Source organism: Halomonas sp. NYA30, from assembly GCF_976980765.1.
Map to the genome: position 1 here is coordinate 840224 of NZ_OZ334477.1, position 25670 is coordinate 865893.

At 52.2% G+C, this 25670-nt stretch carries 24 protein-coding genes and 1 pseudogene; 8 read left to right on the forward strand and 17 right to left on the reverse strand.

Annotated features, from left to right (window positions below):
* Positions 1–21: 21 nt before the first annotated feature.
* The 9 genes from ACWI0H_RS03885 to tnpA all read right to left on the reverse strand — a co-directional run bounded on the left by ACWI0H_RS03885 (position 22) and on the right by tnpA (position 9702).
* Positions 22–1574, reverse strand: a protein-coding gene (locus tag ACWI0H_RS03885) for an IS3 family transposase (RefSeq protein ID WP_485874946.1) whose coding sequence is annotated in 2 segments (ribosomal slippage) — positions 22–1112 and positions 1112–1574 — 1554 coding nt in all. Because the reading frame shifts where the segments join, the coding sequence is not laid out codon by codon here.
* Entirely contained in the window at positions 1555–2292 is a 738-nt protein-coding gene (locus ACWI0H_RS03890; protein ID WP_485874948.1) for a hypothetical protein, read from the reverse strand. The genes ACWI0H_RS03885 and ACWI0H_RS03890 overlap by 20 nt, the downstream gene beginning before the upstream one ends.
* Complete coding sequence (locus ACWI0H_RS03895; protein ID WP_141439926.1) at positions 2292–2822, reverse strand: hypothetical protein; 531 nt, start codon at positions 2820–2822, stop codon at positions 2292–2294. Before ACWI0H_RS03895 ends, ACWI0H_RS03890 begins: the two co-directional genes overlap by 1 nt.
* Positions 2823–2824: 2 nt before the next feature.
* Entirely contained in the window at positions 2825–4846 is a 2022-nt protein-coding gene (locus ACWI0H_RS03900) for a site-specific integrase (protein ID WP_208797129.1), read from the reverse strand.
* On the reverse strand, positions 4839–6965 hold the full coding sequence (locus tag ACWI0H_RS03905) for a hypothetical protein (RefSeq protein WP_286902492.1): 2127 nt from the start codon (positions 6963–6965) through the stop codon (positions 4839–4841). The genes ACWI0H_RS03900 and ACWI0H_RS03905 overlap by 8 nt, the downstream gene beginning before the upstream one ends.
* A 180-nt stretch (positions 6966–7145) precedes the next feature.
* A complete protein-coding gene (locus tag ACWI0H_RS03910; protein ID WP_062375866.1) occupies positions 7146–7415 on the reverse strand; it encodes a hypothetical protein in 270 nt (89 codons plus the stop codon).
* Complete coding sequence (tnpC, locus tag ACWI0H_RS03915) at positions 7405–9042, reverse strand: IS66 family transposase (protein ID WP_172416382.1); 1638 nt, start codon at positions 9040–9042, stop codon at positions 7405–7407. Before tnpC ends, ACWI0H_RS03910 begins: the two co-directional genes overlap by 11 nt.
* Before the next feature lie 28 nt (positions 9043–9070).
* Positions 9071–9415, reverse strand: a complete 345-nt coding sequence (gene tnpB / locus ACWI0H_RS03920; RefSeq protein ID WP_004578760.1) for an IS66 family insertion sequence element accessory protein TnpB — start codon at positions 9413–9415, stop codon at positions 9071–9073.
* Positions 9412–9702, reverse strand: coding sequence for an IS66 family insertion sequence element accessory protein TnpA (tnpA, locus tag ACWI0H_RS03925; protein ID WP_172416383.1), 291 nt, complete (start codon positions 9700–9702; stop codon positions 9412–9414). The genes tnpB and tnpA overlap by 4 nt, the downstream gene beginning before the upstream one ends.
* Positions 9703–9791: 89 nt before the next feature.
* Here tnpA and ACWI0H_RS03930 point away from each other — a divergent pair.
* Both ACWI0H_RS03930 and ACWI0H_RS03935 read left to right on the forward strand, forming a co-directional pair.
* Positions 9792–10634 (forward strand): annotated as a pseudogene (locus ACWI0H_RS03930) (helix-hairpin-helix domain-containing protein); the annotation flags it as partial.
* Positions 10634–10909: a YheU family protein gene (locus ACWI0H_RS03935; RefSeq protein ID WP_485874951.1), complete on the forward strand. Its 276-nt coding sequence runs from the start codon at positions 10634–10636 to the stop codon at positions 10907–10909. The pseudogene ACWI0H_RS03930 and the gene ACWI0H_RS03935, both read left to right, overlap by 1 nt.
* Here the strand turns inward: ACWI0H_RS03935 and mnmC are convergent.
* Both mnmC and ACWI0H_RS03945 read right to left on the reverse strand, forming a co-directional pair.
* A complete protein-coding gene (mnmC, locus tag ACWI0H_RS03940) occupies positions 10903–12921 on the reverse strand; it encodes a bifunctional tRNA (5-methylaminomethyl-2-thiouridine)(34)-methyltransferase MnmC2/FAD-dependent 5-carboxymethylaminomethyl-2-thiouridine(34) oxidoreductase MnmC1 (RefSeq protein ID WP_485874953.1) in 2019 nt (672 codons plus the stop codon). The two genes, ACWI0H_RS03935 and mnmC, sit on opposite strands and share 7 nt — an antisense overlap.
* Before the next feature lie 157 nt (positions 12922–13078).
* Entirely contained in the window at positions 13079–13378 is a 300-nt protein-coding gene (locus ACWI0H_RS03945; protein ID WP_485874955.1) for a YciI family protein, read from the reverse strand.
* A 148-nt stretch (positions 13379–13526) separates the two neighbouring features.
* Here ACWI0H_RS03945 and ACWI0H_RS03950 point away from each other — a divergent pair, with 148 nt between their 5' ends.
* Entirely contained in the window at positions 13527–14441 is a 915-nt protein-coding gene (locus ACWI0H_RS03950; protein ID WP_485874957.1) for a PHP domain-containing protein, read from the forward strand.
* Positions 14442–14544: 103 nt separating this feature from the next.
* Entirely contained in the window at positions 14545–15168 is a 624-nt protein-coding gene (locus ACWI0H_RS03955; RefSeq protein WP_485874959.1) for an L-threonylcarbamoyladenylate synthase, read from the forward strand.
* 17 nt (positions 15169–15185) lie between these two features.
* Here the strand turns inward: ACWI0H_RS03955 and ACWI0H_RS03960 are convergent, their stop codons facing one another.
* On the reverse strand, positions 15186–16082 hold the full coding sequence (locus ACWI0H_RS03960) for an ion transporter (protein WP_485874961.1): 897 nt from the start codon (positions 16080–16082) through the stop codon (positions 15186–15188).
* Between the two features lie 64 nt (positions 16083–16146).
* Positions 16147–17061 (reverse strand): CYTH domain-containing protein, encoded by a 915-nt coding sequence (locus ACWI0H_RS03965; protein WP_485874962.1) that lies wholly within the window; start codon positions 17059–17061, stop codon positions 16147–16149.
* Positions 17062–17198: 137 nt separating this feature from the next.
* On the opposite strand from ACWI0H_RS03965, the gene ACWI0H_RS03970 reads away from it, so the two are divergent.
* The 3 genes from ACWI0H_RS03970 (at position 17199) to argA (ending at position 20706) form a co-directional block, all read left to right on the forward strand.
* A complete protein-coding gene (locus tag ACWI0H_RS03970) occupies positions 17199–17879 on the forward strand; it encodes a TIGR00153 family protein (RefSeq protein ID WP_035564387.1) in 681 nt (226 codons plus the stop codon).
* 11 nt (positions 17880–17890) lie between these two features.
* Positions 17891–19156: an inorganic phosphate transporter gene (locus ACWI0H_RS03975; RefSeq protein ID WP_485874964.1), complete on the forward strand. Its 1266-nt coding sequence runs from the start codon at positions 17891–17893 to the stop codon at positions 19154–19156.
* Between the two features lie 236 nt (positions 19157–19392).
* Positions 19393–20706: an amino-acid N-acetyltransferase gene (argA, locus tag ACWI0H_RS03980; protein ID WP_101148038.1), complete on the forward strand. Its 1314-nt coding sequence runs from the start codon at positions 19393–19395 to the stop codon at positions 20704–20706.
* A gap of 35 nt (positions 20707–20741) precedes the next feature.
* Here the strand turns inward: argA and ACWI0H_RS03985 are convergent, their stop codons facing one another.
* Both ACWI0H_RS03985 and ACWI0H_RS03990 read right to left on the reverse strand, forming a co-directional pair.
* Positions 20742–21308 carry a carboxymuconolactone decarboxylase family protein gene (locus ACWI0H_RS03985; RefSeq protein WP_008959033.1) on the reverse strand — a complete coding sequence of 189 codons (567 nt, stop codon included), beginning with the start codon at positions 21306–21308 and terminating at the stop codon, positions 20742–20744.
* 44 nt (positions 21309–21352) lie between these two features.
* Complete coding sequence (locus ACWI0H_RS03990) at positions 21353–22678, reverse strand: aspartate aminotransferase family protein (protein ID WP_485874967.1); 1326 nt, start codon at positions 22676–22678, stop codon at positions 21353–21355.
* A gap of 163 nt (positions 22679–22841) precedes the next feature.
* On the opposite strand from ACWI0H_RS03990, the gene ACWI0H_RS03995 reads away from it, so the two are divergent.
* On the forward strand, positions 22842–23729 hold the full coding sequence (locus tag ACWI0H_RS03995) for a MurR/RpiR family transcriptional regulator (RefSeq protein WP_485874969.1): 888 nt from the start codon (positions 22842–22844) through the stop codon (positions 23727–23729).
* 91 nt (positions 23730–23820) lie between these two features.
* Here the strand turns inward: ACWI0H_RS03995 and ACWI0H_RS04000 are convergent, their stop codons facing one another.
* Complete coding sequence (locus ACWI0H_RS04000; protein WP_485874971.1) at positions 23821–24075, reverse strand: helix-turn-helix domain-containing protein; 255 nt, start codon at positions 24073–24075, stop codon at positions 23821–23823.
* A 226-nt stretch (positions 24076–24301) separates the two neighbouring features.
* Positions 24302–25156 (reverse strand): SDR family oxidoreductase, encoded by an 855-nt coding sequence (locus ACWI0H_RS04005; RefSeq protein ID WP_485874973.1) that lies wholly within the window; start codon positions 25154–25156, stop codon positions 24302–24304.
* Positions 25157–25670 lie beyond the last annotated feature (514 nt).

A 25670-nucleotide genomic window follows, 5' to 3' on the forward strand; every position in this document is an offset into this window, starting at 1 on the left:
GTTGTCGCGTAGACCATTCATTTATGCCGCTTTCTTCTGCGCTACCTCAGGCCTTTCAGGGTTGAGTGTCACAGGCCCAACAGGCTGCCAGTTTCTCGTCTCTTTTGACCAACGTGCCGGTTGTGCGGCACGCGCTTGCTGATACAAAGCATGACGTTTGGCCAAAATATTCTTATCAAGACCTTGGTGGCGCTCTGCTGGCGTAACGAAGCCTATCCGACTATGCCGGTGCTCGGTGTTGTACCAACAGATGAAGTCTCTTACCCAAGCCCTCGCATCGTCCAGACTTGCAAAGCCCTTTGTCGGCCACTGTGGGCAATATTTCAGTGTCTTGAACAATGCCTCTGAGAAGGCATTATCATTACTAACCCGCGGCCTTCCCCGTGAAGGCGTCACACCCAAGTCATGCATTTTGCTTAACAGAGTGACCGACTTCATGGGAGCGCCATTATCAGAGTGCAGCACCAGCGGAGTGTGTAGGCATTTCTCGCTAAGAACACTGCGTTGTAGCAAGGTCGCTGCCTCGTCGCCAGACTCTGCCGTGTGTACTTCCCAGCCAACCGCTTTGCGGCTGTAGATATCTTCGATCAGATACAGATAGTAATACTGCCCCCGCACCGGCGAGGGTAAATACGTGATATCCCATGACCACACCTGGTTTGGATCGCTGGCCTGATGCGTTGTCGGCGCCGGGTGCCGGTGCGGCGGCTTACAACGACCTCGGCGGTGCTGTTGATCAGCCGCACGCAGTACCCGATAGAAGCTGCTCTCCGATCCGATGTATCGGCCCTGATCGGCTAAACGAGGCACTATCTGACTCGGTGGTAAATGGGCAAATTCCTGACTGTTACAGAGGGCTAAAATAGCCTGACGCTCTGTCTCAGACAGCGCATTCGCCGGTGTCTGTCGAAACGCGGTTGTGCGTCCGTCAGAGATTACCTCGCCCTCAACCATCCAGCGTTGGAACGTCCGCAAGCTGATACCCAGTTCGCCGCACGCAGATTTCTTGCGAGCCCCGTGAGTGATGGCTTCAGTGAGCCATTCGACATACATTTGCCTGTCTGGCAGTAAGGTTAACTGTCCTCGCTGTCGTCGCCCCAGTAGGCATTGAGCTTTTTTCTCAGCACCAATAACGCAGCCGCTTCCGCTAGCGCCTTCTCTTTACGATTAAGTTCACGCTCCAGTTGGCGAATGCGCTTCTTGTCAGCTTTGGCTTGGTCTCGCTCTGCCTGCTGTTGTACCTTGGTACTCTGCTGGCCCGCCAAGCAGGCAGCCTTCCAGGCCTTAACCTGCTGAGGATAGAGGCCTTTGCGACGACAGTATTCACTCAGCTCTATCTCGGAAAAGGTGGCTGTTTCGATGACCACTGCTAGCTTAGCTTCAGCCGACCAGTTGTCGGTTAATGTTTGATCTCCGGGCACCGCAGCGCCTCCCGACTTAGCCTGTTTACGCCAAGCATACAGGGTGGCATCGGAAATACCTTCTTGCCGAGCTACTTCAGCAACAGATAAATTGTGCGGAGGTAACAGCTTCTTCAGCAGCGCCTCTTTGCGTTCAGGGGAATAGCGTGGCATCGCAGTACTCAAACCGCCCCCGGGACTTGGTTAGGGTAAAACCAATCAGGCGACAACTATCCTGACACCGGGGGAATGCTTGCCAACGAGTAACTAAAAAATCATTAATATTAGGATGATAGGTGGTATGATTAATTGCATCAAACCACATCATTAGTTCGTGGTCACGAATGTAATCAGTTTCACGACTTATATGTATTAAACCATCTAAGGCGCGGTGTGTTATATATTCAATGTTACGACCGTTTTTTTGAAAACTTGATAAAGAGTAGTGTACATTGAATTTCTTATCTAATGAAAAATTTGAAGTAGCCAATTGCCATTCTGGGTATTTACCACTTAGGTAAAGAATATAGTTGAGTGCAGTTCTACCATGGGAGATAATAGTGTCGTCATTGACGCCTCGATCATTTAAGGTTTCAATGAAATCATAAATAATACTATCATCAATCATTTCTAGTTTGATTTTATTATCGTCTAAAAAAGAAGTAAAAATATTAAGGCTGTATGCCTTTTTAACTACAGTAGTAGCTAAGGGAGAAATGTTGTAAACTTGCGAACCCCCGCCGTAATTTGTTAAATATGCATTTGCTTCCCAGTCGAAGCTACCATCATTTTTTATGATTAAAGGTAATGGGCAATTGGAGCTTTCGTGCTTTCGGCTGCTGGTCAGTATAAAATCTAAGCGCGGATACTTAGCTATCTGTAGTTTAGACATTACTTAATCATCTGAAAACGATGCCTTCCAAGAATTCGTGATTGATCTAAAATCATTGTTCTATATGCTTCATCAATATGTTTGTCTTCTCGATTTTTCTCGATTAACTGCATATAGGCGCGATATACCTCCGCAAGAGCGGATCTCAACATTTCATTCTCTTCACGAAGATCAGTTAAACTATCGTAACTAGCATTTGAGGAGAATTTATATTCACGGCTACTCGTATCCGAGTTTATAATTCTTTGGTTTGCATTATTAATAGCTGAAAGTAAGGTTTTGAGAGCGTTTGCGTTATGGTCTGCGTACGCTGTATTACGAGAATATGCACATATATTAAGTTCCTCATCGTGCCATTTGTGTATAGCAACTTCAGATATTTTTCGCCCTTTTATCATAAGGCTTGTAGGTATATCATCTATAATATCAATTTGATCAAGAATTTTAGCTTTTAGCAATATTGACTTTGTTATTTTATTCTTCTTATCAAGCACGTTTTTAGATGTTTCACCAGTTTTAAATTTTGACACTTTTAAGATTCCTCTTTATCTGAGAAATAGAAAAAAACATCCTCACCATTTATTTTATGAAAACGTACTTGTTCGCCAGTATTTGCTATGTGATCATTGATCATACTGTGGACAAGAGGCTCCAAAACAGTGGAAATTTTTGATTCTTGCCTGGCTGATGAAACGATATTTTGTATGGTTTCATCACTGTAAATACATTTATGTAGTTGGGCGGCAGTACGTGCAATCGTTAATTTTGCCTCCTCAAGCCATTCATCTGTAGGCGATACTTCGGCATAATGGAATGTTTGATCTAGGTCTGCATGTCCCATAAACCAAGATAATTCATCTAAACCGTAAGAATCAGAGAAGTTAAAATAAAGCACTGCGAATAAACGACGAAACTGGTGTGTGGTTGGATACCAGCGTTTACCATCTATGAGTGGAGATTCACTCCAGTCTTGGAAAAAATCTATAGCATTGTAGATACTATCGAGCCCTAAAGGCGCTTTATAAAATTCTCCACCGGAATAAAGGTTAGCGTACATTGATCTCTCTGCTATTATCGCGCCAAATAAGTATGATTCAGAGTCTTGTGAGAAGAAGTTGCGACGTGATTCAAGTTCACAAATAAGTGCCGCAAAGTCTAGCCCATAATCATGAATTAAATTGGGAATGGGTCGATGCACTTCCTCTAAATCAAATCGTTCTGAAGTTTTTGGGATGCGAAGAACAAGGTCGAATAAACCATCGATTGGAGATTGTCGAAAACAGTCACGCTTAAGTGAGAGTAGGGAGGTTGAACGCCCGGCTGAAAAGCTCGCTAATAAAAGCCATATAGCCGCACAGTATAATGTTATGGCATTACATACTGATAAGCCTTTTTTATCGTTTGGCGAAACTGTTTCTTCTGTTTCTGTGAGCCACGATGTTATATTGAGAGAGGTAAGAGCGTCTGGAATACTGGTATGTTTAAACGTATACTCTTTAATTTCTTTAGAATATCTAGCTTGAATTGTAGATGGTGAGTGCCCTAGTTCTTTGATTTTATTTTGCTCTGTTTTATTAAGTTGTGAAACAAGTTCTAGTAACGGGGGGCCAAAATTCCGTGCAAAATGTAAAGCTGAAGAAATTGTATGAAGAGCAACATTAACAGGCATTAAGGGCGTTTTTTCTGGCTCCAGCATGTGCTTAAATATTGTTTTTCCCGAAGAAAATAACTTTATGGGGGAGTGCTGGAATTTGTATAGCTGAGCCGTCCGCGATACGTAGAGCGCTTCTAAATGAGAAATAATATTTGAGATTGTTTTTTCTTTAGGAGCTAGGTCTATATCTGAGTTAAAATCCTTCGTGTTTGCTTTTTGATACTTTCGAAATTGATTTTTTTGTGCTTGAAAGTTATCGAAACGAGAATCTAAGAGGAGAATCAACTTGTGTTTCAGACTCATGAATTCTCTTAAAGTCATCTGAAATTCATGAGAAAGTTCATTCCAATCAATTTCTGATTTTGCTCTCCAGCGGTGCATTATAATTTCTAATGCAGCATCTAAATGTTGTCTAGAAACCTTGTATGACAGTAGGTAGTGTTTAAGGTCGTTGAATGTTAATTGGTCTAGATTCCTTACTGGTGGCTTATTGGTTCTATGTCGTAGCTCATTCGCATGAAATATGACATATGTTGTCGTAATTAATATGTCTCTCATGCGAAGAGGTCGGCTGATCTTTCCGATTAGGTGTAAGTACAAAAGGCTATGGCGGATATCGATTAGTAAAGGTGACCATAGAGGATCCGTTAAATATTCTCCATATGACACGGATCGTTTGAATTCCAGTTTATCTACACTCTGGGGATCCTCTCCTGGTATTGTAGCGGGAAATGCTGTCTTCGCCAGTATCCATACTTCATCGTCTACAGAATTATTTAACATCCATCTGGGCTTTGGGTAGTTCTTATCCTCTATTATATTGACCGCCTCAATATAATCGACCAGCTCTCTTTTTGGACTAAAATTGAAATTTTTCATATTATTTAACATATTATCCATTCTGCACGGCTAAATGCGCTTTACGCAAAAGCTGTTTCATGGTGATAGGACCTTCTGAGATTTTGGTAAGTACATTTTTGCAGTATTCCCGCAAGGTCTCTTCGGAGCCTTCTAAGGCATATTTAATTGCGAGAGCGATGTTTTTTTCGGATACACAAAAATATATGTTGGAGGGTTTACTTACTGTTTGTGGGTGAAAAGCGATTCTCTCGAAGAGATTACCGCCCATATCTGGATTTTTAAAAGCTTGTTTGACTTGATTTTCAAAAGTTTCGCTGTCAAGCAAAAGTGACTGAGCTGGTGCAGCATCACTAGATACTGCCATATATAATAAAATATTTTGGAAAGCTCGGATTTTGACTCTATAAACTAACTCTGAAAGGTATGGGGGTATATACCGTGCAAGTGTTGTTTTTACGTGATTACCAAGATAGGTTGCGGACTTTAATGCGTTTCCATTCGAATCAAGATAAATTAAAATTGCTTTCGACGTGCGAATTTTTTTCAACGAAGCTTCATTAAAAACTGTTTTTTCTTTTGCAAGCTTTTGTCTTATGTTATTAAAACAGTTCTGGAAAGTTTCTGGTGTTGGGGATGTTGCTCCCCACTTGGTTAGGCATAACCAAAGCTCAGATTGTTTGGTTATACCTCGAGTTCGTGATGTCATTTCTAGTGCCATCTTCAAACACGTTGCTGCATCAATATCATTAGGATCTATTTCAGTCAGTGGAAATGTGCTGCCAGCAGCATGTCTGGTTCGAGCATTTCTGGCGCGAGGCTTTAAGGCCTTGAGTCGTACACTCCCTTCATCTGTTACTTGAACAAATTCATGGCCGTGGCTATCACTATAGATTTTAACTTTGTAGAGTGAGTAGGGATTAATCCCGAGTTCTTCTACAATGATGATTTGCATGGCAGACGCAACTTTAGGTAGTAGTCCCAAATAACCTAAAAGCTCATGACGACAACGAAATCCATAAATACTAAATGTTTGAACGTTCTGCACCACGGAATCAAAATAATGATCAAGTGCTGCAACTTGATTTTCAAAACTCAGTGGGTTTGTATTATAAAATGGATTAAGATATTTCTTACCTTTTGTATTGTTTTTTACCAGCATTTTGGGGTGGTTAATAAACTCCTTAACCTGGCTTTTTTCAACTATTTCTTTCTTTGATTGGAAGGCGTGATAAGCGTCGTAAACTATATTTTTTGCTTCTGATACGATTATATTTAAATTGTTAGATAAATCTTTTTTTAAATCAGATATAAATGTGCTGGAGTCAATAAACTTTTCTTTTTGATGTTCGTCATACACTTTAATATTTGATATTAAAGGGTTGTTAGAACGCACTTTCTGCGTTCGTGTGCATCGACGCAAGTTGTTCGGGAGAACAATATTATTGGGTAGCAATTGGTGCTCGATGAGTACCAAAAACGAATTTTTTACATTCTGAAAACGACCATATGCGCTACTTCGCTGATAATTATTTAACAAATCATCTCGAAATATAGAGAGTTCGTTGTTAATAATTTTTGGATTTTCATGCCAGTTAGTGGATGTTGCGTGAAGCTGCGGTAGAATTTCAACCAGCGGGCCGCGATGATGCTTGCTATTTTTTTTCGAGTTGACATGTTCTTTAAGTCTTTTAGCAATATTTGGAGTGCAACATTTTAAAAGTATAGCGTCAAAGATTTGGTCGGCACTTAGCTTTGCTTTTAGCTTGTTGAGCGTTTTATCGGGAATTTTTTCTTCTTTGTACTTTTGGTGATCCATGTTTGTTTGAGGCTTAGATGGAAGTTCGCCATCTTCTTTAATAAAGCCATAACCTATAAGTTTGTTAGTTATAATTAAGATGTATGCATAATTTTTTGCGGCGGTTGTCAGAGTGTGTTGTTGGCAGTAATACGAACGAATAAATTCGAGGTTTCGTACCAGAGAAAATGAATTATTGTTTCCAGTCTTGGATTCGATGAGCAAGCCGATGCATGTACAAAGAGCATGCATAGTGGCCTCGCGGTTCGACTTGGCTAGGCTATTCGCATATCCAGTGATGAAATTAAGAGTTTCGCTATCAATGAAGGTAGATAGATATTCAATTTTGTCGTTGTAAGTCAATGCTCAATACCTATTTGAAAGTATCAAGTAGAGATCGTGCACTATTGTTATCGTATAAACAATTGATAAAATGAGAAATTATTCATATGATGTAATTGTAGAGAGTGACACTTCGATGTTATCCCTCAGGTAGTCAGAGTGCATGTTGAGCGTAAGCGTTCATCCTACGACGTAGTTGACCTACTTCACGTCACGCAGAGGCCTAAGTAACTCCGGCGAGACCTTGTACTGTTTCCTGCCTTCCTCGCCCAGCACGATCACACTCTTGCGGTTGATCTTGGTGACGATCCCCAACACCGGTCCTTCTCGGCCTTCGAAGGTCACTTTCAGACCAACCCGCAACCGACTCAAGGCTTGCAGGGTTTCCTGTTCTTGCAGTTCATCAATGCGCTGGCAGATGTACTGGTTCAGTTCCAGCAACTCGTCGATGCTCATGTCCTCAATGCGCATGGACGACCTCCACCGGTGTGAGTTGCGTGGCTTGTCGGTCCGGATGACGGGGATCGATCAGAGCCCGTAGCGGATTCTCGGCGAACCGGATTTTCCAGCGCCGTGGAGTCAGGTTCGCCACTTCACTGGCGGGATGCTGACTGACGCGTTGCAGCACGTCCACCAGGTAAGTGTAGGGGTTAATATCGTGCAGCTTGCAGGTGCTGATCAGGCTCTGGATGATGCCCAGGTGTTCCGCGCCCAGTTCGGTCCAGCAGAACATCCAGTTTTTCTTGCCCATTGGAATGGGGCGTAGCGCCCGTTCCAGGTGGTTGGTGTCTGGCTGCACGTCCGGGTTTTCCAGGAACACGGTCAGGCTCGCTTCGCGACCGAGCACGTAGTTCAGGGCCTTGGTCAGCGGGTCGCTGGGCACGAGGCCGCCTTGTGCCAACTGATCCCGGCACCACTGGAAGAAGTCGCTGACCACCGGTTTCGAGTGATCCAACCGGTACTGGCGTTTCTTCTCGCCAGTCAGCCCCTGGGTTTTGATGGCCTCTTCATTCCGGTACACCTTGGCGATCTGTTGCAGCGCGTTGGTGACTGTCTCCGGGTGATCTTTCTGTGCCTCGATAAAATAACGGCGACCATGCACCCAACATTGGGCATGGGTGACGCTCTCCTGAGCGGCAGCGTAGCGGGCATAGGCCGCGTAGCCGTCACTGATCAGGGTGCCGCTGAACGATTCGCTGAGTACTTCTTCGATATGGGCACGCCCACGGCTGTTCGAGTAGGTGAACACCACCTCGTCGGCATCGCCGTATAACGGCCAGAACCAGCCGGTTTTCATCTTGCCCTTTTGCGGGCCGGCCCGGCCCTGATGACCGGCTTTGATGGGCGTTTCATCCATGGCCAGCACCCGACTGCGCAGCACATTGTCGGTCTGGGCATCCACGATGGGTCGCAACAGGTCGATGGCACGCTTGACCAGGTTCGTCAGGGTGCTGCGACTGACGGTGATACCGGCCTGCTGGATGCGCTGGTGTTGACGATACAGCGGCAGGTGGAACTGGAACTTGTCCACCAGCAGCCCGGCCAGCAGGCTGACGTCGGCCAGGCTGTTGTCCAGCACGTTGAACGGAGCCAGAGTCGTCACCGGCTTCTCGGCCCCCTTTCGCCGGAACACCGGGCGTTCGCACTTAAGCACCACATAACTGGAGGCACGCTGGGCCAGCCGGTAGGTGGTCTTGCTACCGATCACTTCGTACTGGTCAGCCTCCGGCCCGGTCAGTTCCGGTGGCAGGTGCTCAATGACCTCCATCGGCACATCGGCGGTAAAGCGCAGACCGGAGTCATTCAAGCAGTCGTCGTCCCGCTGCTTTTTGCCGGTGCCGCGCTGATAGGCCTTGATGGTGCGTTTTTCTTCGCCAGCAGGCTGCTCCGGCAGCGGTGCTTCATCGGGCTGGAACAGGCTGTTCTGGCCCGGCAGATCAAACACCTGCTTCTCGGACTTGGGGCCGAACAGCTGCTTCTTGAACCAGTCCAGCTGGCGCTGCAGGATCTGGACCTGCTCACGCAGCAGTGCATTCTCATCGGCCAGAGCCGAGGAGGACGATGCATTGGGACAAGGATCAGAAGCCGTTGAATTCATGACCGATATTATACCGGAAGTCCGTCTTCTATACCCCTCGAAAACGCTTGAACTGGCGGTATTTCTGCACCTCAATGCCATCGATCAGCAGTTGCAGATCCGTCAGGGTCAGGGCTCGCTGCCCCGAGGCAGATAATGGCACCCGGAACTGCCCCTGCTCCAGGCGCTTGGCCCACAGGCAGTAACCGGTGGTCGTAAAATACAGCATCTTCATCTGAGTCTTGCGGCGATTGACGAAGACGAAATACTGGCCGCTGAGAGGGTCGTGCTTCAACTGATTCCGGACCAGGGCACTCAGGCCCCGGAACGATTTGCGCATATCGGTGGGCTCGGTGCACAGCCAGATCCGGGCCTGACTATCGAGCCCGATCACCCGTTCTGGCTCAGCCGCAGTTCAACGCCATTGCCCAGGCTGAGCACAATGTTCCAGCCTGGGCCGGAGGATTGCGATGTGTCCATCAGTGACGACAAATCCAGAAAGCTGGCTTCACCGGATCCAGCCGAATCATCGGCCGACGGATCAGACAGGCGCTTGCGCCAGTTGCAGAAACTCGCGTAACCAATGTTCTCTTGTTCGCAGAACTGCCGAGCTGACAGACCACTGTCACGCTGCTGATTGACCAAAGCCTGCCACTGGTCGGGTGTGCGGTGCTTTCTCATGGCGATAACCTCGTGTTGGAAACTGTGAGGTTACTTTAGGGCGAATTTTAGCGGGGTGGCAGAACGTCGCGGAATGGACGCTTACTGTTGAGCAGCGGCCTGCAGATGCCAGGGCCATTGTTTTTCCTGAACACTGCCCGGTATGTGGTTCGGATATTGAGCGCGTTGACGGCGAAGCGGTGGCGCGCTGTTCCGGCGGCCTCTACTGCGCCGCCCAGCGCAAAGAGGCGTTAAAGCACTTCGCCAGCCGTAAGGCGCTGGATATCGACGGCCTGGGCGAGAAACTGATTGTGCAACTGGTCGACTTGGGTTGGGTCAAAACCCCGGCGGACCTGTTTCATTTGACTGTCGAGCAGCTAAAAAGCTTGCCGCGCATGGGCGAGAAGTCAGCCAATAATTTGGTCAACTCGCTTGAAAAAGCCAAATCGACCACCCTGGCGCGATTTATTTACGCGCTGGGGATTCGGGAAGTAGGCGAAGCCACAGCGGCCAACCTGGCTAATCACTTTGGCACGCTTGAAACCGTCCAAACGGCGGAACTGGAAGCGCTGGAAGCAGTCAACGATGTTGGCCCGATTGTCGCTGCCCACGTGCACACTTTTTTCCGCCAGCCGCACAACCAGGAAACCATCGCCGCGCTGATTGATGCCGGTGTTACCTGGCAGGAAGCCGCCGTTACCCAAGGCCCAACGCCGCTGGAAGGCCAGACCTGGGTATTGACGGGGTCTCTTGAGAGTATGACACGCGATGAGGGCAAGGCGCGCTTGCAGGCATTAGGGGCGAAGGTAGCGGGCAGCGTGTCGAAGAAGACTACCTGTCTCGTCGCTGGTGAAGCTGCAGGAAGTAAGCTAACCAAAGCCGAGCAGATGGGTGTAGAAGTGATCGATGAAGCGACCTTTATGGAACGTTTGGCAGAGTGGGAGCAGAGTTAATGAGCCGTTTTATTGAAGTGCCCGCAAGAATGCTGCCACCGGAAACTCTCGATGCGCTGCTTGAGGCGTTTGTGACCCGCCAGGGTTACGACACTACCGATACCACGGGCGAGGGCATGCATGGCTGGGTAGCCGAGCTCAAAAAGCAGCTTGAGCGTAACGAACTGATCATCGCCCATGACCTTGAGCTGAAGATGACCGAGGTCATGACCCTAGCCCGCTGGCGCTCGTTTGGCCGTGACATAGCTGACGACGAAGAAGAGGTCGACTACTGAGTGCGAATAATCGCGCTGATAATGCGTCGCCCTGGGTGCAAGTGATCGATCAGCGGCGCTTCCAGCGGCATCGGTTCATCGCACATTCTTGAAGCAATCACCTCGGCGCATAGCGGCGCGCTGGCTAGCCCGCGTGAGCCATGAGCCGTCGATATCCACAGGCCTGGGTGGTGCTCGCCAGGCGTCTCTGGCACGCGTGTGGCATCTTTAGCTAGCCGCGCATAGTCGGCCTGCCACGCCTCTGCTACCGGCACAGGCCCTGCATAAGGGGTTTTGTCAGGGCTGGCCGCACGCACCGCCGCGCGACCTTGAAGGTGTTCAGGCGTTAATTCACTACCGGCTTTTTCCAGCTCGGCGACTAAGTTGGGCAATGTCTGACGCAGCTCATCAATATTGCGTTGATGATCGTCGGCGGTTACATCGGTGGTTGCGTTATTGGGTACAAAGCTGGCGCCAAATGTCAGTACGCCATCCAGAGCAGGCGCTACGTAGCCACCGGCGCATATCACGAGGGTTGGACCTGCTACTCCATCGGGTAGTTTTAGCTCGCTAATCTGACCGCGGACCGACTGCAGCGGCAATTCGATGGTTTGCGCAAAGCGGTTAGCCAAATGCGCACTGGCAATTACCACCTGATCGACATTAAGCGTGCTGACATCGTCTAAATTGAGCTGCCACCCGGCGACTGTGCGGGTAAGGGAGCTAACGTCACCCTGCTGGAAAGTCACTCCTGGCTGACTAAGTAAGTGCTCACATAGTGCCTTGGGCTGAACCCATCCCGCTTGTGGGTAAAACAGCCCATGGGGTGCATCAATGGGCATGGCCGCTGCTTCGCTTAGCTCCGGGTTGTTTAGCGCAGTGACAACGTTGCTGGGCAGCGGGTGTTGTTCAATAAAACGCTGCTGGCGGCGCGCTTCTTTATCGCTGCTCGCCAACTGCACCACGCCGCAAGGTTGCCATAAAGGGGGTGTGGATAACGGCTGTGTGGATAGCTGTTGGGTAAGCCAACGCTGGCTGTACAGCAGCCCGGCAAGGTAAACACGGCTCTGGTGATTAGTCTCGGCAGCCAGCTTTACATACAGCGCACCCTGGCGATTGCCTGAGCCGCCCGCGCCGGGGGCTTCGCGCTCAACAACCGTTACCTGAATGCCGCGCCGCGCTAACGCTGCCGCCATCGTGCTGCCCGCCAGCCCCGCACCGACTATCGCAACGTGCTTTACGGCCGCCACGGGCGGCGGGGTAAACCAGGGCGTTGCCTGGCGGCGCTGGTCCACAGGCGGCGTTTCGATACTGCCCGCAAGCATTTCCCGCTTGCGACCATAGCCTGGCACTTTCTTCCAGCTAAAGCCTGCGGCTTTTAATCCCCGTTTGACGATACCAGCGCAGGTAAAGGTGGCGAATGTCGCGCCGGGGCGTGAACGGGCGGCCATGGCGTTAAATAGCGCTGGCTGCCACATATCGGGGTTTTTAGAAGGCGCAAAACCGTCTAAAAACCAGGCGTCGACTTGGCCATCTAACTGCTCCAGGCGCTCTGTGGTATCGCCGAAATGCAGATCAAGCGTGACGCGCTCGGTTAAGTGCAGGCGGTGGATACCGCTCACGGCGGCAGGCCATTGGGCGCATAGCACCTGTGCATAAGCCGCTAGCGATGGCCAGGCGCTAAGCGCTTGTTCCAGCGCTTCACGCTCAAAAGGAAACTTCTCTGTGGATAACAGGTGCAGCCGCGCATTGGGCGCTGCATGCTGCTCAAAACAAGCCCAGGCGCAGAGTATATTCAGCCCGGTACCAAAGCCGGTTTCACCAATGACGAACGGCCTTGCTGCTTTCCAATCAGCAAAGCGCTGGGGAAGATGGTTGGCACCCAGAAAAACATGTTCGGTTTCAGCGCGCCCATCGCCACGGGTGAAATAGATGTCATCAAATGCGGTTGCGTGGGGTGCTCCCTCGTTCCAGGTAAGGTGTGGCGTGGTTAACGCCGCGAGGGCAGGCAAAGCATTGGTACGTTGGGTCACGCAGATATCCGTTTAATGAAGAAGTGGTTAAAAAATGATCAATTTGTCGCCGTCGGCACTGGCTCTGGCTTAGCGCAAAGCGTCCGCCGGGTTTGCACAGAGTTTTCCACAGGCTCTGTGAAAAAGCGGGCGGACCCGCCACACTCGCCTATTGGGGTCAAGGCAAAACTTTCTTGAACGGCTTAACAATTACCTTGGCATAGACGCCTGCAATCATGTAAGGGTCGGCATCTGCCCATGCGTTAGCGTCTTCCAGGCTTTCGAATTCGGCCACCACCAAGCTGCCAGAAAAGCCCGCATCGCCGGGGTTTTCAGCGTCGATGGCAGGGTGAGGGCCCGCTAATACTATCCGACCTTCGTCACGCAGCGCTTCCAGGCGGGCGAGGTGATCAGGGCGAGCGGCCAAGCGGCGCTCTAAGCTGTTGGGCACGTCTTCACTGATAATGGCATACAGCATGGGGATAACTCCTTGAAAACAAGAGGGATGAAAAACGACCGTTAATTGACCGCGCTAGCAGATGCGCGCACCATATCTTACCTATTACGCGTACTTTATTCACAGCTGAAAAAGCGCATTCTGACAAACTGCTCACACGGCGTCATTTATGTCCCGACTTCCTTATACCTTTGATGCCGATCAGCGTTACCCGGTTGATTTGCACATGCACTCCACTGCTTCTGATGGCGCGCTATCGCCCACTGAGCTGGTAACACTGTGCGCCGAACGCGGGCTGACGCATATGTCGCTTACCGATCACGATACCATGGACGGCATTGAAGAAGCGGGCCGCGCCGCTGAACAAGCAGGGCTATGCCTTATCCCCGGCTGTGAGTTATCCACACGCTGGCAAGGGGTCAATATTCATGTGGTGGCGCTGATGCCCGGTGGCTTGCAGGGGCCAATGGTAGAAGGCTTGCTTCAGCAGCGTGAGGCGCGTATCAAGCGCGCGGAAGTCATTGCCGAACGACTGGAAAAAGTAGGTTTAGCCGACGCCCTAGAAAAAGCTCGCCTTCACGCAGGCAGCGACCGCCCCCTGGGCCGCCCGGATTTTGCCCGTGCGCTGGTAGCAGAAGGAGTGGTGCCAGACTGGGCAAGCGCCTTTAAGCGTTATTTAGGTAGCGGCAAGAAGGGCGATGTTAAAGCCCATTGGCCGGAAATCAGCGAAGCGGTGGGCTGGATTGTGGAATCGGGCGGTGTGGCTGTGATCGCCCATCCATTGCGCCATGGGCTCACTCGACGCAAGCGTGGCTTGTTGATGGATACTTTTCAGGCAGCGGGCGGGCAAGCGGTCGAATTAGTCAGCGGCCAGCAGAACCCGGACAGCACCCGTGACTTGGCGCGCCAACTGGTCGAGCGTGAGTTATACGCCTCCTTGGGCAGTGACTTTCACTTCCCCGGCAGCCATGCGGCCCCCGGTAGTATGAGCTTGGTACCGCGCACGGCGGCGCCACCGATATGGCAGCATCCGCGTTTGGTGCATCTACGCGATGCAGCCCCAGGCCAGTTAGCGGCCGGCTAAAGCATCCGCCGCGTAAGTAGTCGCCGGCATAAGTTATCAACAGCCAAGGTCAGCTATGCTGTAGGTACGCGCTAAGCGAGTGAGCTTTCAAAGGAGCAGTTTTATGAGCCAATATTTTCAGATTCACCCGGAAAATCCGCAAAAGCGGCTGATTGATCAGGCGATTGAGATCATTCGTAAAGGCGGTGTCGTTGCTTACCCCACTGACTCAGGATACGCCTTGGGTTGTCACCTGGGGGAGAAGAAAGCCATCGAGAAGATCAAGTGGCTGCGCTCTCTGGACGACAAGCACAACTTCACCCTGGTGTGTTCTGACTTATCGCAAATCGGCACCTACGCGAAGGTGGATAACGACGTTTTCCGTTTATTGAAAGCGCATACGCCGGGGCCGTACACCTATATCCTGGATGCTACTTCAGAAGTGCCGCGCTTACTGCTACACCCCAAGCGTCGCTCCATCGGCGTGCGTGTGCCGGATCACCGCATTACCCACGCGCTGCTGGCTGCGTTGGGCGAGCCGCTGATGAGCGTCACGCTGATTCCGGTAGGCGATGATCTGCCCATGAACGACCCAGAAGAGATCCGCGAGCGTTTTGGCGCCCATCTGGACGCCATTATCGACGGCGGCGCCTGCCATCTAGACCCCACCAGCGTTATCGACCTGCGTGAACTACCGCCCACCATCATCCGCGAAGGGCGCGGTGATATCGCGCCCTTCCAGCCCTAGATTCATGCGTCAGTAAGCTAGTCCGAAGGCGGGTCTGCCTGCTCGTCTTTGTTTTCGTCTTTCTTACGCGGGTCTTCGCTATCTTCATCTAGCCAAGTGCCGCAGCGCAGGCAGTAGCGGGCTCGCTTCTCATGTCGGTCGTACCCGCAGCCGGGGCAGGCTTCCTCGGAGTAGCGGTCCTCGCGAATTGAGCGAATCACCTGAGCGGAGAATACCCCGGTAGGAACGGCAATAATCGAGTAGCCCAGCAGCATCAGAATCATCGTGATGGCTTTGCCTAAAGCGGTGGCGGGGACAATGTCGCCATAGCCAACCGTGGTCATGCTGACGATGGCCCAGTACATCGACATGGGAATACTGGTAAAGCCCGCTTCGGGAGATTCAATGGTGTACATCAAGGCCGCAAACAGCGTTACCACCATAAAAATAGCCGAGAAAAAAAGCAGTATCTGACGAAGGCTGCGTTTGAGAGCATCCATTAATAGGCTTGCTTCGCCGACAAACTCCATCAGGCGCAAAATGCGGAAAATGCGCAGTACCCGCAGTAGGCGCACAATCACTAACCCATGGGCACCCGGCACCAGCAGTACTAACCAGGTAGGTAAAATAGCGACTAAGTCGACGATTCCGTAAAAGCTTTTTAGATAGAGTAAAGGGCGCTCCAGGCAGTAAATTCGCACCAGCAACTCTAAGCTAAAAAGTACGGTTAATACCCACTCGATGTAGAAGAAGATGTGGCCGTAGCGCTCGGCGTAAATCTCAATACTGCCCATCAGTATGACTGCGACGCTCACTAAAATCGCCACAATCAAAGCGATATCAAAGGCTTTTGCGCCCGGTGTGTCAGATTCAAAAATAATATGGAACAGGCGGGTACGCAGGCCTTCCGCACCGGGGGTTAGGTTTAAATTCATCGCATCATCCTGAAGTGGGCCTCAATACAGTCCTTAAAAACAGTCCTTAAATAGCATTAAGCCGTTAGCGTAGCTCGGTTTGGTACGCCAAGCGATGGGCCAGTACCAACGCAGCGTTACCGTAAGCCGTGCTGGGCTGGCCGTCGGCTTTTAAACCGTCTAGTAACGCCTGAGCGTACACGCGGGCATCGGCATCCAGCGTGGGGTGGTCGGCGAGGTTGGCTAAAGCCTGTTGGGCAGCGGTTAGAAAGCTTGCCTGCTGGCTGTCGTGGTAGGCGTCCAGCGCCAGCGTTGCGCGGTGCAGCCACTCTGCCGGGGAGTGCGCCTCGGGAAGTGGCCAGTACTGATTGCTAAGCGCATTACCACGAGATGCTTTGCTGCTATCTGACGGGCGCAGCGGCACCTGTTTTGAAAGTGTCAGTGCTAATGCCCACAGCGTCTCCGGGTCGCCGTCCTTTAATTCCAGTTCTACCTCCCGGATGGGGGTGCGGTAGCCACCGCTGCTAATGTCGCCTTCATCCAGCACCAGCTCGATATGACAGCGCTGGTTGGTTGAGCCTGGGTTTACTAAGCCATCGGTTAGCTGCCAGCTGCGCCGCGTGAAATCGGTGCTGAGTTGGGGGGCGAGGGCATTGAGCACGCTGCTAAGCTGGCCTTGAAAGGGCGGGAGTTCGGCAAGGGCTACCAGATCCAGTTCGTGGCCAGGAACTTGCCACTCCCACTCCTGTCGTTGAGATAATCCGCCACCGCCCTGACCAGCGGTTTTCACCGTTTGCAGTACTTTGCCATCTATTTTGCGCAAGCGTAGCGCAATATGCGCCTTCGCTAAATCGCCTTCTGGGGTGTCAAAATACGTATTGGTCAACGCGTGCTGGTGTGAGGGTTTTGATATTAGAAACGGGTGGTTACACAACGCGGCAGGCCCCTCTGGCGCAAGGGCAAGTTTCAGTTCTACTTCCATAGGGATGGGTTTTTTCATGACGCTCGCCACCTCGTTATCGTGACATTTAAATGAATATTTGATTACATTTATGAACTTTTCATGACGGCGGCGGGCGCACTCTTTATACTGGCGCCGCCATTTCCAGGCTTCCCGAAAACAGGCTAAAAGGCATTATGGTTACCTCCAATCCTTTTTCTTCGATGTTTGGCCGCTCGCCATTCCAGCCGTTATTGGCCCATATCGTCAAGGCAAATGAATGTGCCGACCAGCTGTTGCCGTTTTTTGAAGCAACGCTTGCTGATGACTGGGACAAAGCGGCTGAATTGCGTGAAAACGTCACCCGCTTAGAGCATGACGCCGATACGCTGAAAACCGAGCTGCGCTTGAACCTGCCTAACACCATGTTCCTACCGGTGTCGCGCTCTGATCTGCTCGACCTGATCAGCGTGCAGGACAAGATCGCCAACAAGGTGCGTGACATTACCGGCATTATGTTGGGGCGTAAAATGCGCGTGCCGGATGAGTTGGCCGATGCAATGCGCGATTACATCCGTACCAGTGTTGCTTGTGTTGCCCAAGCCCGCCAGGCATTGGAAGAACTCAAGGATCTGCTCGAATCCGGCTTTGGCAAAAACGTCTCCGACGTTATGCAGAACATGATCCGTGAACTGCACACCCTTGAGCACCAAGCCGATGATCAACAGGTGACGATCCGTCGCCAACTGTTCTCGCTTGAGAGCCAGCTACCGCCAGTAGACGTGATCTTCCTCTACAAAATCATTGAATGGGTTGGCGAACTATCCGATCGCGCCGAGCGCGTGGGTAGCCGCCTGCAGATCCTGACTGCCCGCTAAGGGGACCTTTCATGCAGATTATTGCCCAGCACGGTGACATCTTCATTATCCTGGCCTGTTTGTTTGGCTTCTTCATGGCCTGGGGCGTGGGCGCCAATGACGTTGCCAACGCCATGGGAACCTCGGTGGGGTCGAAAGCGATCACCATCAAGCAAGCCATTCTAATCGCTGTCGTCTTCGAGTTTTTAGGCGCGTGGTTAGCTGGCGGTGAGGTGACCAACACGATCCGCAAAGGGATTATCGATCCTGAATTGTTGCAGGATGATCCGCAGCTGCTGGTATACGGCATGCTGGCAGCGCTGCTAGCCGCTGGCACCTGGCTGCTGGTGGCGTCCATGAAAGGCTGGCCGGTTTCCACGACCCACTCGATTGTCGGCGCTATTGTGGGCTTTGCGGTCGCAGGACTCGGGCCCGCCATGGTGGACTGGGGCGCCGTCGGCACGATTGCCGCTAGCTGGGTGGTATCGCCCTTGTTGGCAGGCACCATTGGCTTTTTGCTGTTTAAATCGGTTCATCACCTGATTTTTGAAGATGCCAACCCGTTCACGGCCGCCAAACGCTACGTGCCCGGCTATGTATTTCTGGTCGGTTTCATCGTTGCGATGGTCACGCTGACCAAAGGGTTATCCCACGTGGGGCTGGATCTAACCTTCAATCAGAGCCTGCTACTGTCGATACTGCTGGGCCTGGTGATTATGGGCATCGGCTTGATTTTGCAGCGTCGTATCAAGTTTGAGCACAATGCGAACGATCACTTTGGCTATGCCAACGTTGAGCGCGTGTTCGGCGTGTTAATGATCTTTACCGCCTGTGCCATGGCGTTTGCCCACGGCTCTAACGATGTGGCAAATGCGGTAGGCCCGCTAGCAGCGGTGATCAGCGTAGTGCAAACCGGCGGCGAAATTGGTGGTTCTGCGCTGGTGCCTTGGTGGGTACTGGTACTTGGCGGCGGCGGTATTGTCGTGGGTCTGGTCACCTATGGCCATAAAGTCATCGCGACCGTGGGTACCGGTATTACCGAGCTTACCCCCAGCCGTGGCTTTGCTGCCACGCTGGCGGCGGCCACCACGGTCGTACTGGCTTCTGGCACGGGCCTGCCAATTTCCACTACCCACACGCTGGTAGGGGCGATTCTTGGGGTGGGGCTTGCACGCGGTATGGCGGCGTTGAACCTGCGGGTTATCGGCACGATTGCCATGTCGTGGCTGATCACGCTACCCGCTGGCGCCGGTCTTGCGATTTTGTTCTTCTTTATGTTCAAAGGCATGTTCGGCTAACCACTGGTTGGCTAATAGCTAATAAGCAGTGCCTATAAAACGCAGTACGCCACGGCTCGAAAGACGTTAAGAAGTACCTGAGCGGGAACATCACAGCGGCATCTTCATGTTTATCTGCATTAGATTCAGCAGATTTGCATTAGAAGGTGCCGCTGTTTTTTGTGCTCTGGTAAAGTAACCCAGTTGAATGTGGTAAACGTCTGATGTTTCTTTCACCTGCTGCCGGAGAGCGGCCCTTGGATACGCGCTTCCCCTTTGTTGATTGGTTTCGTAACGCCTCCCCCTACATTAATGCTCACCGGGGGCGAACCTTTGTCATCTTAATTGAAGGCGAAGCGATGGCGTCTGGCCGCGGGGAGCAACTGATTCAGGATTTAGCCCTGTTGCACACCCTGGGCGTGCGCTTGGTCGTGGTGTTTGGGATTCGCCCCCAGGTGCATGAATCGCTCACCGCCGCGGGCGTTGAGCCCACGCGTATCGACGGCCGCTGGGTAGCGGATCGCGCCGTGATGGCCCATGTAGAGCAGGTCGCCGCCCGCCAGCGGCTGTGGCTGGAAGCGCGGCTGTCGCTGGGCCTGCCCAGCACACCGCTGCACGGTGTAGAGCTCAGCGTCATCTCTGGCAACCTGGTGACCGCCAAGCCACTAGGCGTGCGTGAAGGCGTCGATTTCGACCACAGCGGTGAAGTGCGTCGGGTGCGTGCCAGCGCCATTGAAGGTCTGCTGGAAAAAGGTTCATTGGTGCTGTTGCCGCCGCTGGGCTTCTCCAGTACCGGCGAAGTGTTCGATTTAGACGCCTCCGAAGTCGCCCAGCACGCCGCCGTCGCGCTGAAAGCCGACAAGCTGATTCTGCTCGGTGAGTCGGAGGGGCTGGAAGATGAGCACGGCGCACTGCTGCGCCAACTCTCGCCAGCAGAAGCCGAGCCGCGTTTAACCAATGCCGTTCCTGGCAGTGAGTTAGCCCGCCATTTACAGGCCGCCTGCACCGCCGCACGGGAAGGCGTGGCGCGTACGCACCTGCTCTCCTGGCACAACCATGACGCCTTACTGGGTGAGCTGTTCACCCGTGACGGCGTGGGTACCATGATTACCCAGCACCGCTACGAACAGCTGCGCCCCGCAACGCTCAACGATGTGGCCGGCCTGCTGGAACTGCTGGAGCCGCTAGAGCGGCGGGGCATGCTGGTCGCCCGCTCCCGGGAGCGCCTGGAGCACGAAATCGATGATTACATGGTGATCGAGCGCGACGGTATGGTGATCGGCTGCGCCGCGCTGCATGTCTTCCCTGATACCAGTATTGCCGAGCTCGCCTGCGTAGCCGTGCACGACAGCTACCGTGGCGGCGAGCGCGGCGAGCGCTTGGTGGAAGCCATGGAGCGCCGTGCCCGCCAGCGCGGCTTAAACGAAATGTTCGTGCTGACCACCCACACCGCCCACTGGTTTGTAGAGCGCGGCTTCCGCGCCGCCAGCCTGGAAGATCTCCCGCCACTAAAGCGCGAAACCTACAATCACGCGCGTAAATCGAAGGTGTTAGTCAAGCAGTTAGCGTAATGCGCTTATTCACAGCGCTGGATTAACGGGTTGGATCAACTAGCTTCACGCGGCATCAGCGAAAACATCGCCGGCTGTTGTCGCGCTTCTTGTTGAACAGCTTCATCGATCGGTGTGTCGTAGGTGTTGAGCAGGTAGCCCAGCACCGAATAGAAACCCACCATGGCGATCAGATCGATTACTGCCTTACGCCCGATCGCCTCGGCAAGTTCTGCTTCCTGCGCCTTGGCCAGCATGCGCTCATCGAATAACGCATCCACAGCGTTGACGATAAGGCCGTCGATGCCTTCGGGTGTACCGCGAATAGCCGTAATGCGGTGTTCGGAGAACCCCAGGGCGAGCGCCCGGCTCACATGATGGGCCCACTCGTAGGCGGAGCCCATACGCAGAGCCGCGCGTAATATCACCACTTCGGTCAGCGCTGGGCCTAACGCATTCTCCTTAACGACGTGTTGGCGCAAGGGCGCCCAGGCGCTAAGCAAAGCCGGGTGATGGGCCATGGTGCGATACACATTGAGCGCGCCAGCAAAGCCCTCGCGTAAGTCAGCGATCTCCTCAGGCCAGTTGGCGTCAGAAATGGGCGGGCAGGGGGACAGTGGCATGGGTGAACTCCAGTTAGATCGTTATTCAGATAGTTGTCGTGTTATTACTCTGCAATGGCGGCGTCGATGGCCCCGACGATACGCTCAATGATCAGATCTACTTCGTCAGGCGCAATGATATAAGGCGGTGCCAGCAGGATATGGTCGCCGTGAATGCCATCAATGGTGCCGCCCATCGGGTAGCTGATCAGGCCACGCGCCATCGCCTGCCGCTTGATCTTAGCGTGAAGCTTGCGAGCCGGGTCAAAAGGCGTTTTGCTTTCCCTATCCGCGACAACCTCGATACCGCGAAACAAGCCCCTGCCGCGAATATCACCCACATGGGGCGATGCATCGAGCGCCGCTTCAAGGCCGCTCTGCAGTCTCATGCCCATTTTATTAACGTTTGCCAGCGTCTCCGGCCGGGCAATGATCTCGACCACCTTGTTGGCGGCCGCGGCAGCGACAGGGTGGCCCAAATAGGTATGGCCATGCTGAAACAACCCAGACCCATTGGCAAAACTGGCGTAGAGGTTGGCCGATAGCAGCACCGCGCCGATCGGCTGGTAGCCGCCACCCAAACCTTTAGCAATCGTAACGATATCCGGGACGACTCCATCTTGCTCACAGGCGAAGACGGTGCCGGTTCTTCCCATGCCACACATCACTTCGTCGAGAATCAGCAATACGCCGTATTTATTGCAAATGGCACGCACGCGCTTGAAGTAATCCGCCTCGGAGGCGACCGCCCCTAAGGTGGCACCGACCACGGGTTCGGCAACGAAGGCCATCACTTCTTCAGGGCCAAGTTCCAGAATTTTCGCCTCAAGCTCTTCGGCAAGCCGTGCCGCGTAGGCCTCGGGTGATTCATCGCTGCCCTTATCGCGATACGCATAACAAGGCGATACATGGTGGGTTTCTGGCAGGATGGGCTGAAACTGCTGGCGCCGCATGGCATTGCCACCGGTGGCCAACGCGCCAATGGTATTGCCGTGGTAGCTCTGGCGTCTGGCAATGATATGCCGCCGCTGGGCCTGATTGATCTCGACAAAGTACTGCCGGGCCATTTTCAATGCCGCTTCAACGGCTTCTGACCCACCCGATACCAGGTAGACGTAATCCAGCCCGTCCGGGGCCAAATCCACCAATTTCTCGGCAAGCGCTTCGGCGGCATCGGTAGTGAAGAAGGAAGTGTGGGCGTAACAGAGGCTATCGATCTGTGAGCGCATGGCCGCCAGAACTTCCGGGTGGGCGTGACCGACGCTTGTGACCGCCGCACCTCCCGAGCCATCCAGATAGCGGCGCCCCGCCGTATCCGTGATATAGACCCCCTCGGCTGATGCAGCATGGGGCGGCTGCGCGCCGATACTGCGGTGAAGAATACGCGTCATAGCCTCTTTCCCTCATGATCAAAACAGTGAGCAGCTCACATGACAATGAGATTGGCACACTCACAAATAGATTTGCAACAAATAAATCATTTAAATATAGTATGAAACATATAGATCATTGCTTCGCAGAACCAACCCCCATTTCTTCACAGAGCCCACCACTATGTCGCCGAGCGATTCGCTGAGAGAGCAGATGATTGCCCAGTACGATGCCATGTCTGCACAGCTGCAGCAGGCCGCGCGCTACGTGCTTGAGCATCCAGAGGACGTGGCGCTGGTGTCCATGCGCGAAGTGGCGCGCCATGCCGATGTACAACCCGCCACCATGACACGGCTGGCCAAATTCCTGGGGTTGCCAGGCTACGACGAACTGCGGGCGCAGCATACCGCGGCGTTACGTGAGGGGGGCGATGGCTTCGCGGCCAAGGTTCGCCAGCGGGTAGATGAAGGCAGTGAAAGGGGAGTCAGCGATACCGCCTCACACATGCTTCAAGGGCTAAGTGCCCAGCTTGCGAAGCTCTGTGAGCCCGATTCGTTGCGGCGGTTGGAAGCCACCGCCGATAGGCTGAAGTCAGCGAGAAAAGTGTATGTGCTGGGTTTACGTTCCAGCCATACCGTTGCCTGGCACTTCCATTATGTGATGACCTTACTGGGCGAACGTTCGGTGCATCTGGAGGGGCCTGGAGGAACCGGCGGAGACGCGTTAATTCGCGCTACCTCTGAAGATGTCTTGCTCGTTATCTCTATCAAACCGTATGCAACCGGGGCGCTGGAACTGGCCCAGTTGGCAAAAGAGCAGGGGGTGGGCATTGTTTCCATTACCGATAGCGAAGTGTCGCCACTGGCCGCGCTGTCAGAGCAGGTTGTTCTGTGCCCCACGGAAAGCGATAGCTTTTTCCATACGCTAACCCCCGCATTAGCCATCTCCGAAGTGCTATGCAGTTTATTGGCGGCGTTCGACCGGCCCAAAACGCTAGAAGCCTTACAGCAAGCAGATAAGCATCTCTCGCGTCTCAATACCTATACGACGGCTATTCCCCGGCGGCGGTGAGAAGCTTGGCCAGTCAGTCATATTGATCTGGGTAGATCATTACTTAAGCCGACCAGCGTTTTGTCATTCATGCAACAGATCAAGCGCTTCGCTATGGGCGGCCATGGTGATTCCCTTTGCGCTGTATAATCACTTCCAATCCCATTAGATCCAAAACATCGAGTACTTTTTGTAGCTGCAGGGTTGGCTTGCCGCGCTCAAGGTCGACGATAAAGCGGTTGCCTGTACCCGCAAGCCCGGCAATATCACTTTGCAGCAATGATTGATCACGCCGGGTTTGTTGAACTAGCTTGCCAAGCTCTTCACTGCTGCGAATACGTTTTGCTCTCTCTATCTGGGAGGTCATAGCGACTGTCCGATAAAATTACCGTACGGTAATGATAGACCATATTTGTGATCAAAACGCTATGATTATTCCCGATCGGTAACTTTCAGTGATTAGAGAGGTTTTCTGGAAGGAAATATTACCGAACGGGAATATTTCGGTGGTCAGTGATTTTATACGAAACGCATTAACGGGGCGGCCCAAGGCCGCCCCGTTAAAGTGTGCGCTATATCTGAATAACAAACGCTTAGGTGTTTAAAATCACGCCACCATTGAGGTGCATGGTCTGGCCGCTCATGTAGGAAGACTCTTCGCTGGCCAGATAGACATACGCAGGGCCCATTTCGCTGGGCTGGCCAGCGCGATTCATCGGTACCTGACCGCCGAATGAGGCTACTTTTTCATCCTCAAAGCTGGCCGGAATCAGCGGGGTCCACACCGGCCCTGGCGCTACGGCGTTTACGCGAATACCGCGATCCATCAGCGACATTGCCAGCGAACGCACTAACCCCTGAATAGCGCCTTTGGTGGCGGTGTAATCGATTAGGGTAGCGTTGCCCTTGAAGGCGTTGATCGAAGACGTCGAGATGATCGTGTCGCCCTTTTCGAGATGCGGCAGGGCAGATTTGGTCAGGTAGAAGTGGCTGAAAATATTGGTCTGAAAGGTGCGCAGCAGTTGATCATCGGGGATCTCGGTTATGTCGTCCCAATCGTACTGCTCGGCGGCATTGTTGATCACCATATTGATCTTGCCGAAGTGATCCATCGTGCGTTTGACGATATCGCGGCAAAACTCGGGTTCCGCCACGTCGCCTTTCAATACCAAGCAGCGGCGGCCTTCCGCTTCGACCAAGCGTTTGGTCTCTTCGGCGTCGCTGTCTTCGTCCAGATAGGCAATCGTGCAATCCGCCCCTTCGCGGGCATAGTGCACGGCCACGGCACGGCCAATGCCGCTGTCGCCGCCGGTAATAATCGCGACTTTGTCTAACAGCTTGTCAGTGCCGCGGTAGCTATCACGAATATACTCGGGCTCCGGGCGCATCGCGTATTCATCGCCCGGCTGCTTATCTTGATGCTGGGGAGGCTGTTTTTGATCACTCATGTGCGGTCACTCCATTGTTAGCACGGATGTGTGTCGTTTAACGTTGATAACGCATCACGCCATTAACCAGCGAATATCCGTTCCTCGAACATTCACAGCCTTCAAGGTAGACCAAAGGCGTAGAATCTAGCAAGCCGCGATAAAAGACCTGACTTTCTTACATTTCAGTACGTTATGATTATTTCAATAACAAGCGTTAAGTTAAAAAGACAAACTGTAAAATAAATAACCTATGTTAAGGAAAGTGTCGTTTTTCTAATTGGCATCGCTCAGCAATTGACATTAATAGAAAGCACACTATGTTTTAAGGGCAGGGTTTTAAGAGCATGGTTTTAAAAGCATGGTTTTAAGAGCACGCGTTTTTAAAAGCACGTATTAATAGGCACGTGTTTTAAAAGTGCTGTTTAATAATGCTGTGTTTTAACGTTTAACGGTGGTTAATCTATTAGGGAGGATGATTTTCCTAGCTATTTCGCTAGCTTTAAATGCTTATTCTTTCCTAAGTGCATCATTT

Coding starts and splice junctions, on each gene's coding strand:
- ACWI0H_RS03935 (WP_485874951.1), top strand. CDS start 10,634: ATGAGCCGTTTTATTGAAGTGCCCGCAAGAATGCTGCCACCGGAAACT.
- ACWI0H_RS03960 (WP_485874961.1), bottom strand. CDS start 16,082: ATGAATTTAAACCTAACCCCCGGTGCGGAAGGCCTGCGTACCCGCCTG.
- ACWI0H_RS03970 (WP_035564387.1), top strand. CDS start 17,199: ATGGTTACCTCCAATCCTTTTTCTTCGATGTTTGGCCGCTCGCCATTC.
- tnpA (WP_172416383.1), bottom strand. CDS start 9,702: ATGAGAAAGCACCGCACACCCGACCAGTGGCAGGCTTTGGTCAATCAG.
- ACWI0H_RS03910 (WP_062375866.1), bottom strand. CDS start 7,415: ATGCGCATTGAGGACATGAGCATCGACGAGTTGCTGGAACTGAACCAG.
- ACWI0H_RS03950 (WP_485874957.1), top strand. CDS start 13,527: ATGTCCCGACTTCCTTATACCTTTGATGCCGATCAGCGTTACCCGGTT.
- ACWI0H_RS04005 (WP_485874973.1), bottom strand. CDS start 25,156: ATGAGTGATCAAAAACAGCCTCCCCAGCATCAAGATAAGCAGCCGGGC.
- ACWI0H_RS03975 (WP_485874964.1), top strand. CDS start 17,891: ATGCAGATTATTGCCCAGCACGGTGACATCTTCATTATCCTGGCCTGT.
- ACWI0H_RS03990 (WP_485874967.1), bottom strand. CDS start 22,678: ATGACGCGTATTCTTCACCGCAGTATCGGCGCGCAGCCGCCCCATGCT.
- ACWI0H_RS03890 (WP_485874948.1), bottom strand. CDS start 2,292: ATGTCTAAACTACAGATAGCTAAGTATCCGCGCTTAGATTTTATACTG.
- ACWI0H_RS03965 (WP_485874962.1), bottom strand. CDS start 17,061: ATGAAAAAACCCATCCCTATGGAAGTAGAACTGAAACTTGCCCTTGCG.
- ACWI0H_RS03985 (WP_008959033.1), bottom strand. CDS start 21,308: ATGCCACTGTCCCCCTGCCCGCCCATTTCTGACGCCAACTGGCCTGAG.
- ACWI0H_RS03955 (WP_485874959.1), top strand. CDS start 14,545: ATGAGCCAATATTTTCAGATTCACCCGGAAAATCCGCAAAAGCGGCTG.
- ACWI0H_RS04000 (WP_485874971.1), bottom strand. CDS start 24,075: ATGACCTCCCAGATAGAGAGAGCAAAACGTATTCGCAGCAGTGAAGAG.
- ACWI0H_RS03900 (WP_208797129.1), bottom strand. CDS start 4,846: ATGGATAATATGTTAAATAATATGAAAAATTTCAATTTTAGTCCAAAA.
- ACWI0H_RS03995 (WP_485874969.1), top strand. CDS start 22,842: ATGTCGCCGAGCGATTCGCTGAGAGAGCAGATGATTGCCCAGTACGAT.
- tnpC (WP_172416382.1), bottom strand. CDS start 9,042: ATGAATTCAACGGCTTCTGATCCTTGTCCCAATGCATCGTCCTCCTCG.
- ACWI0H_RS03945 (WP_485874955.1), bottom strand. CDS start 13,378: ATGCTGTATGCCATTATCAGTGAAGACGTGCCCAACAGCTTAGAGCGC.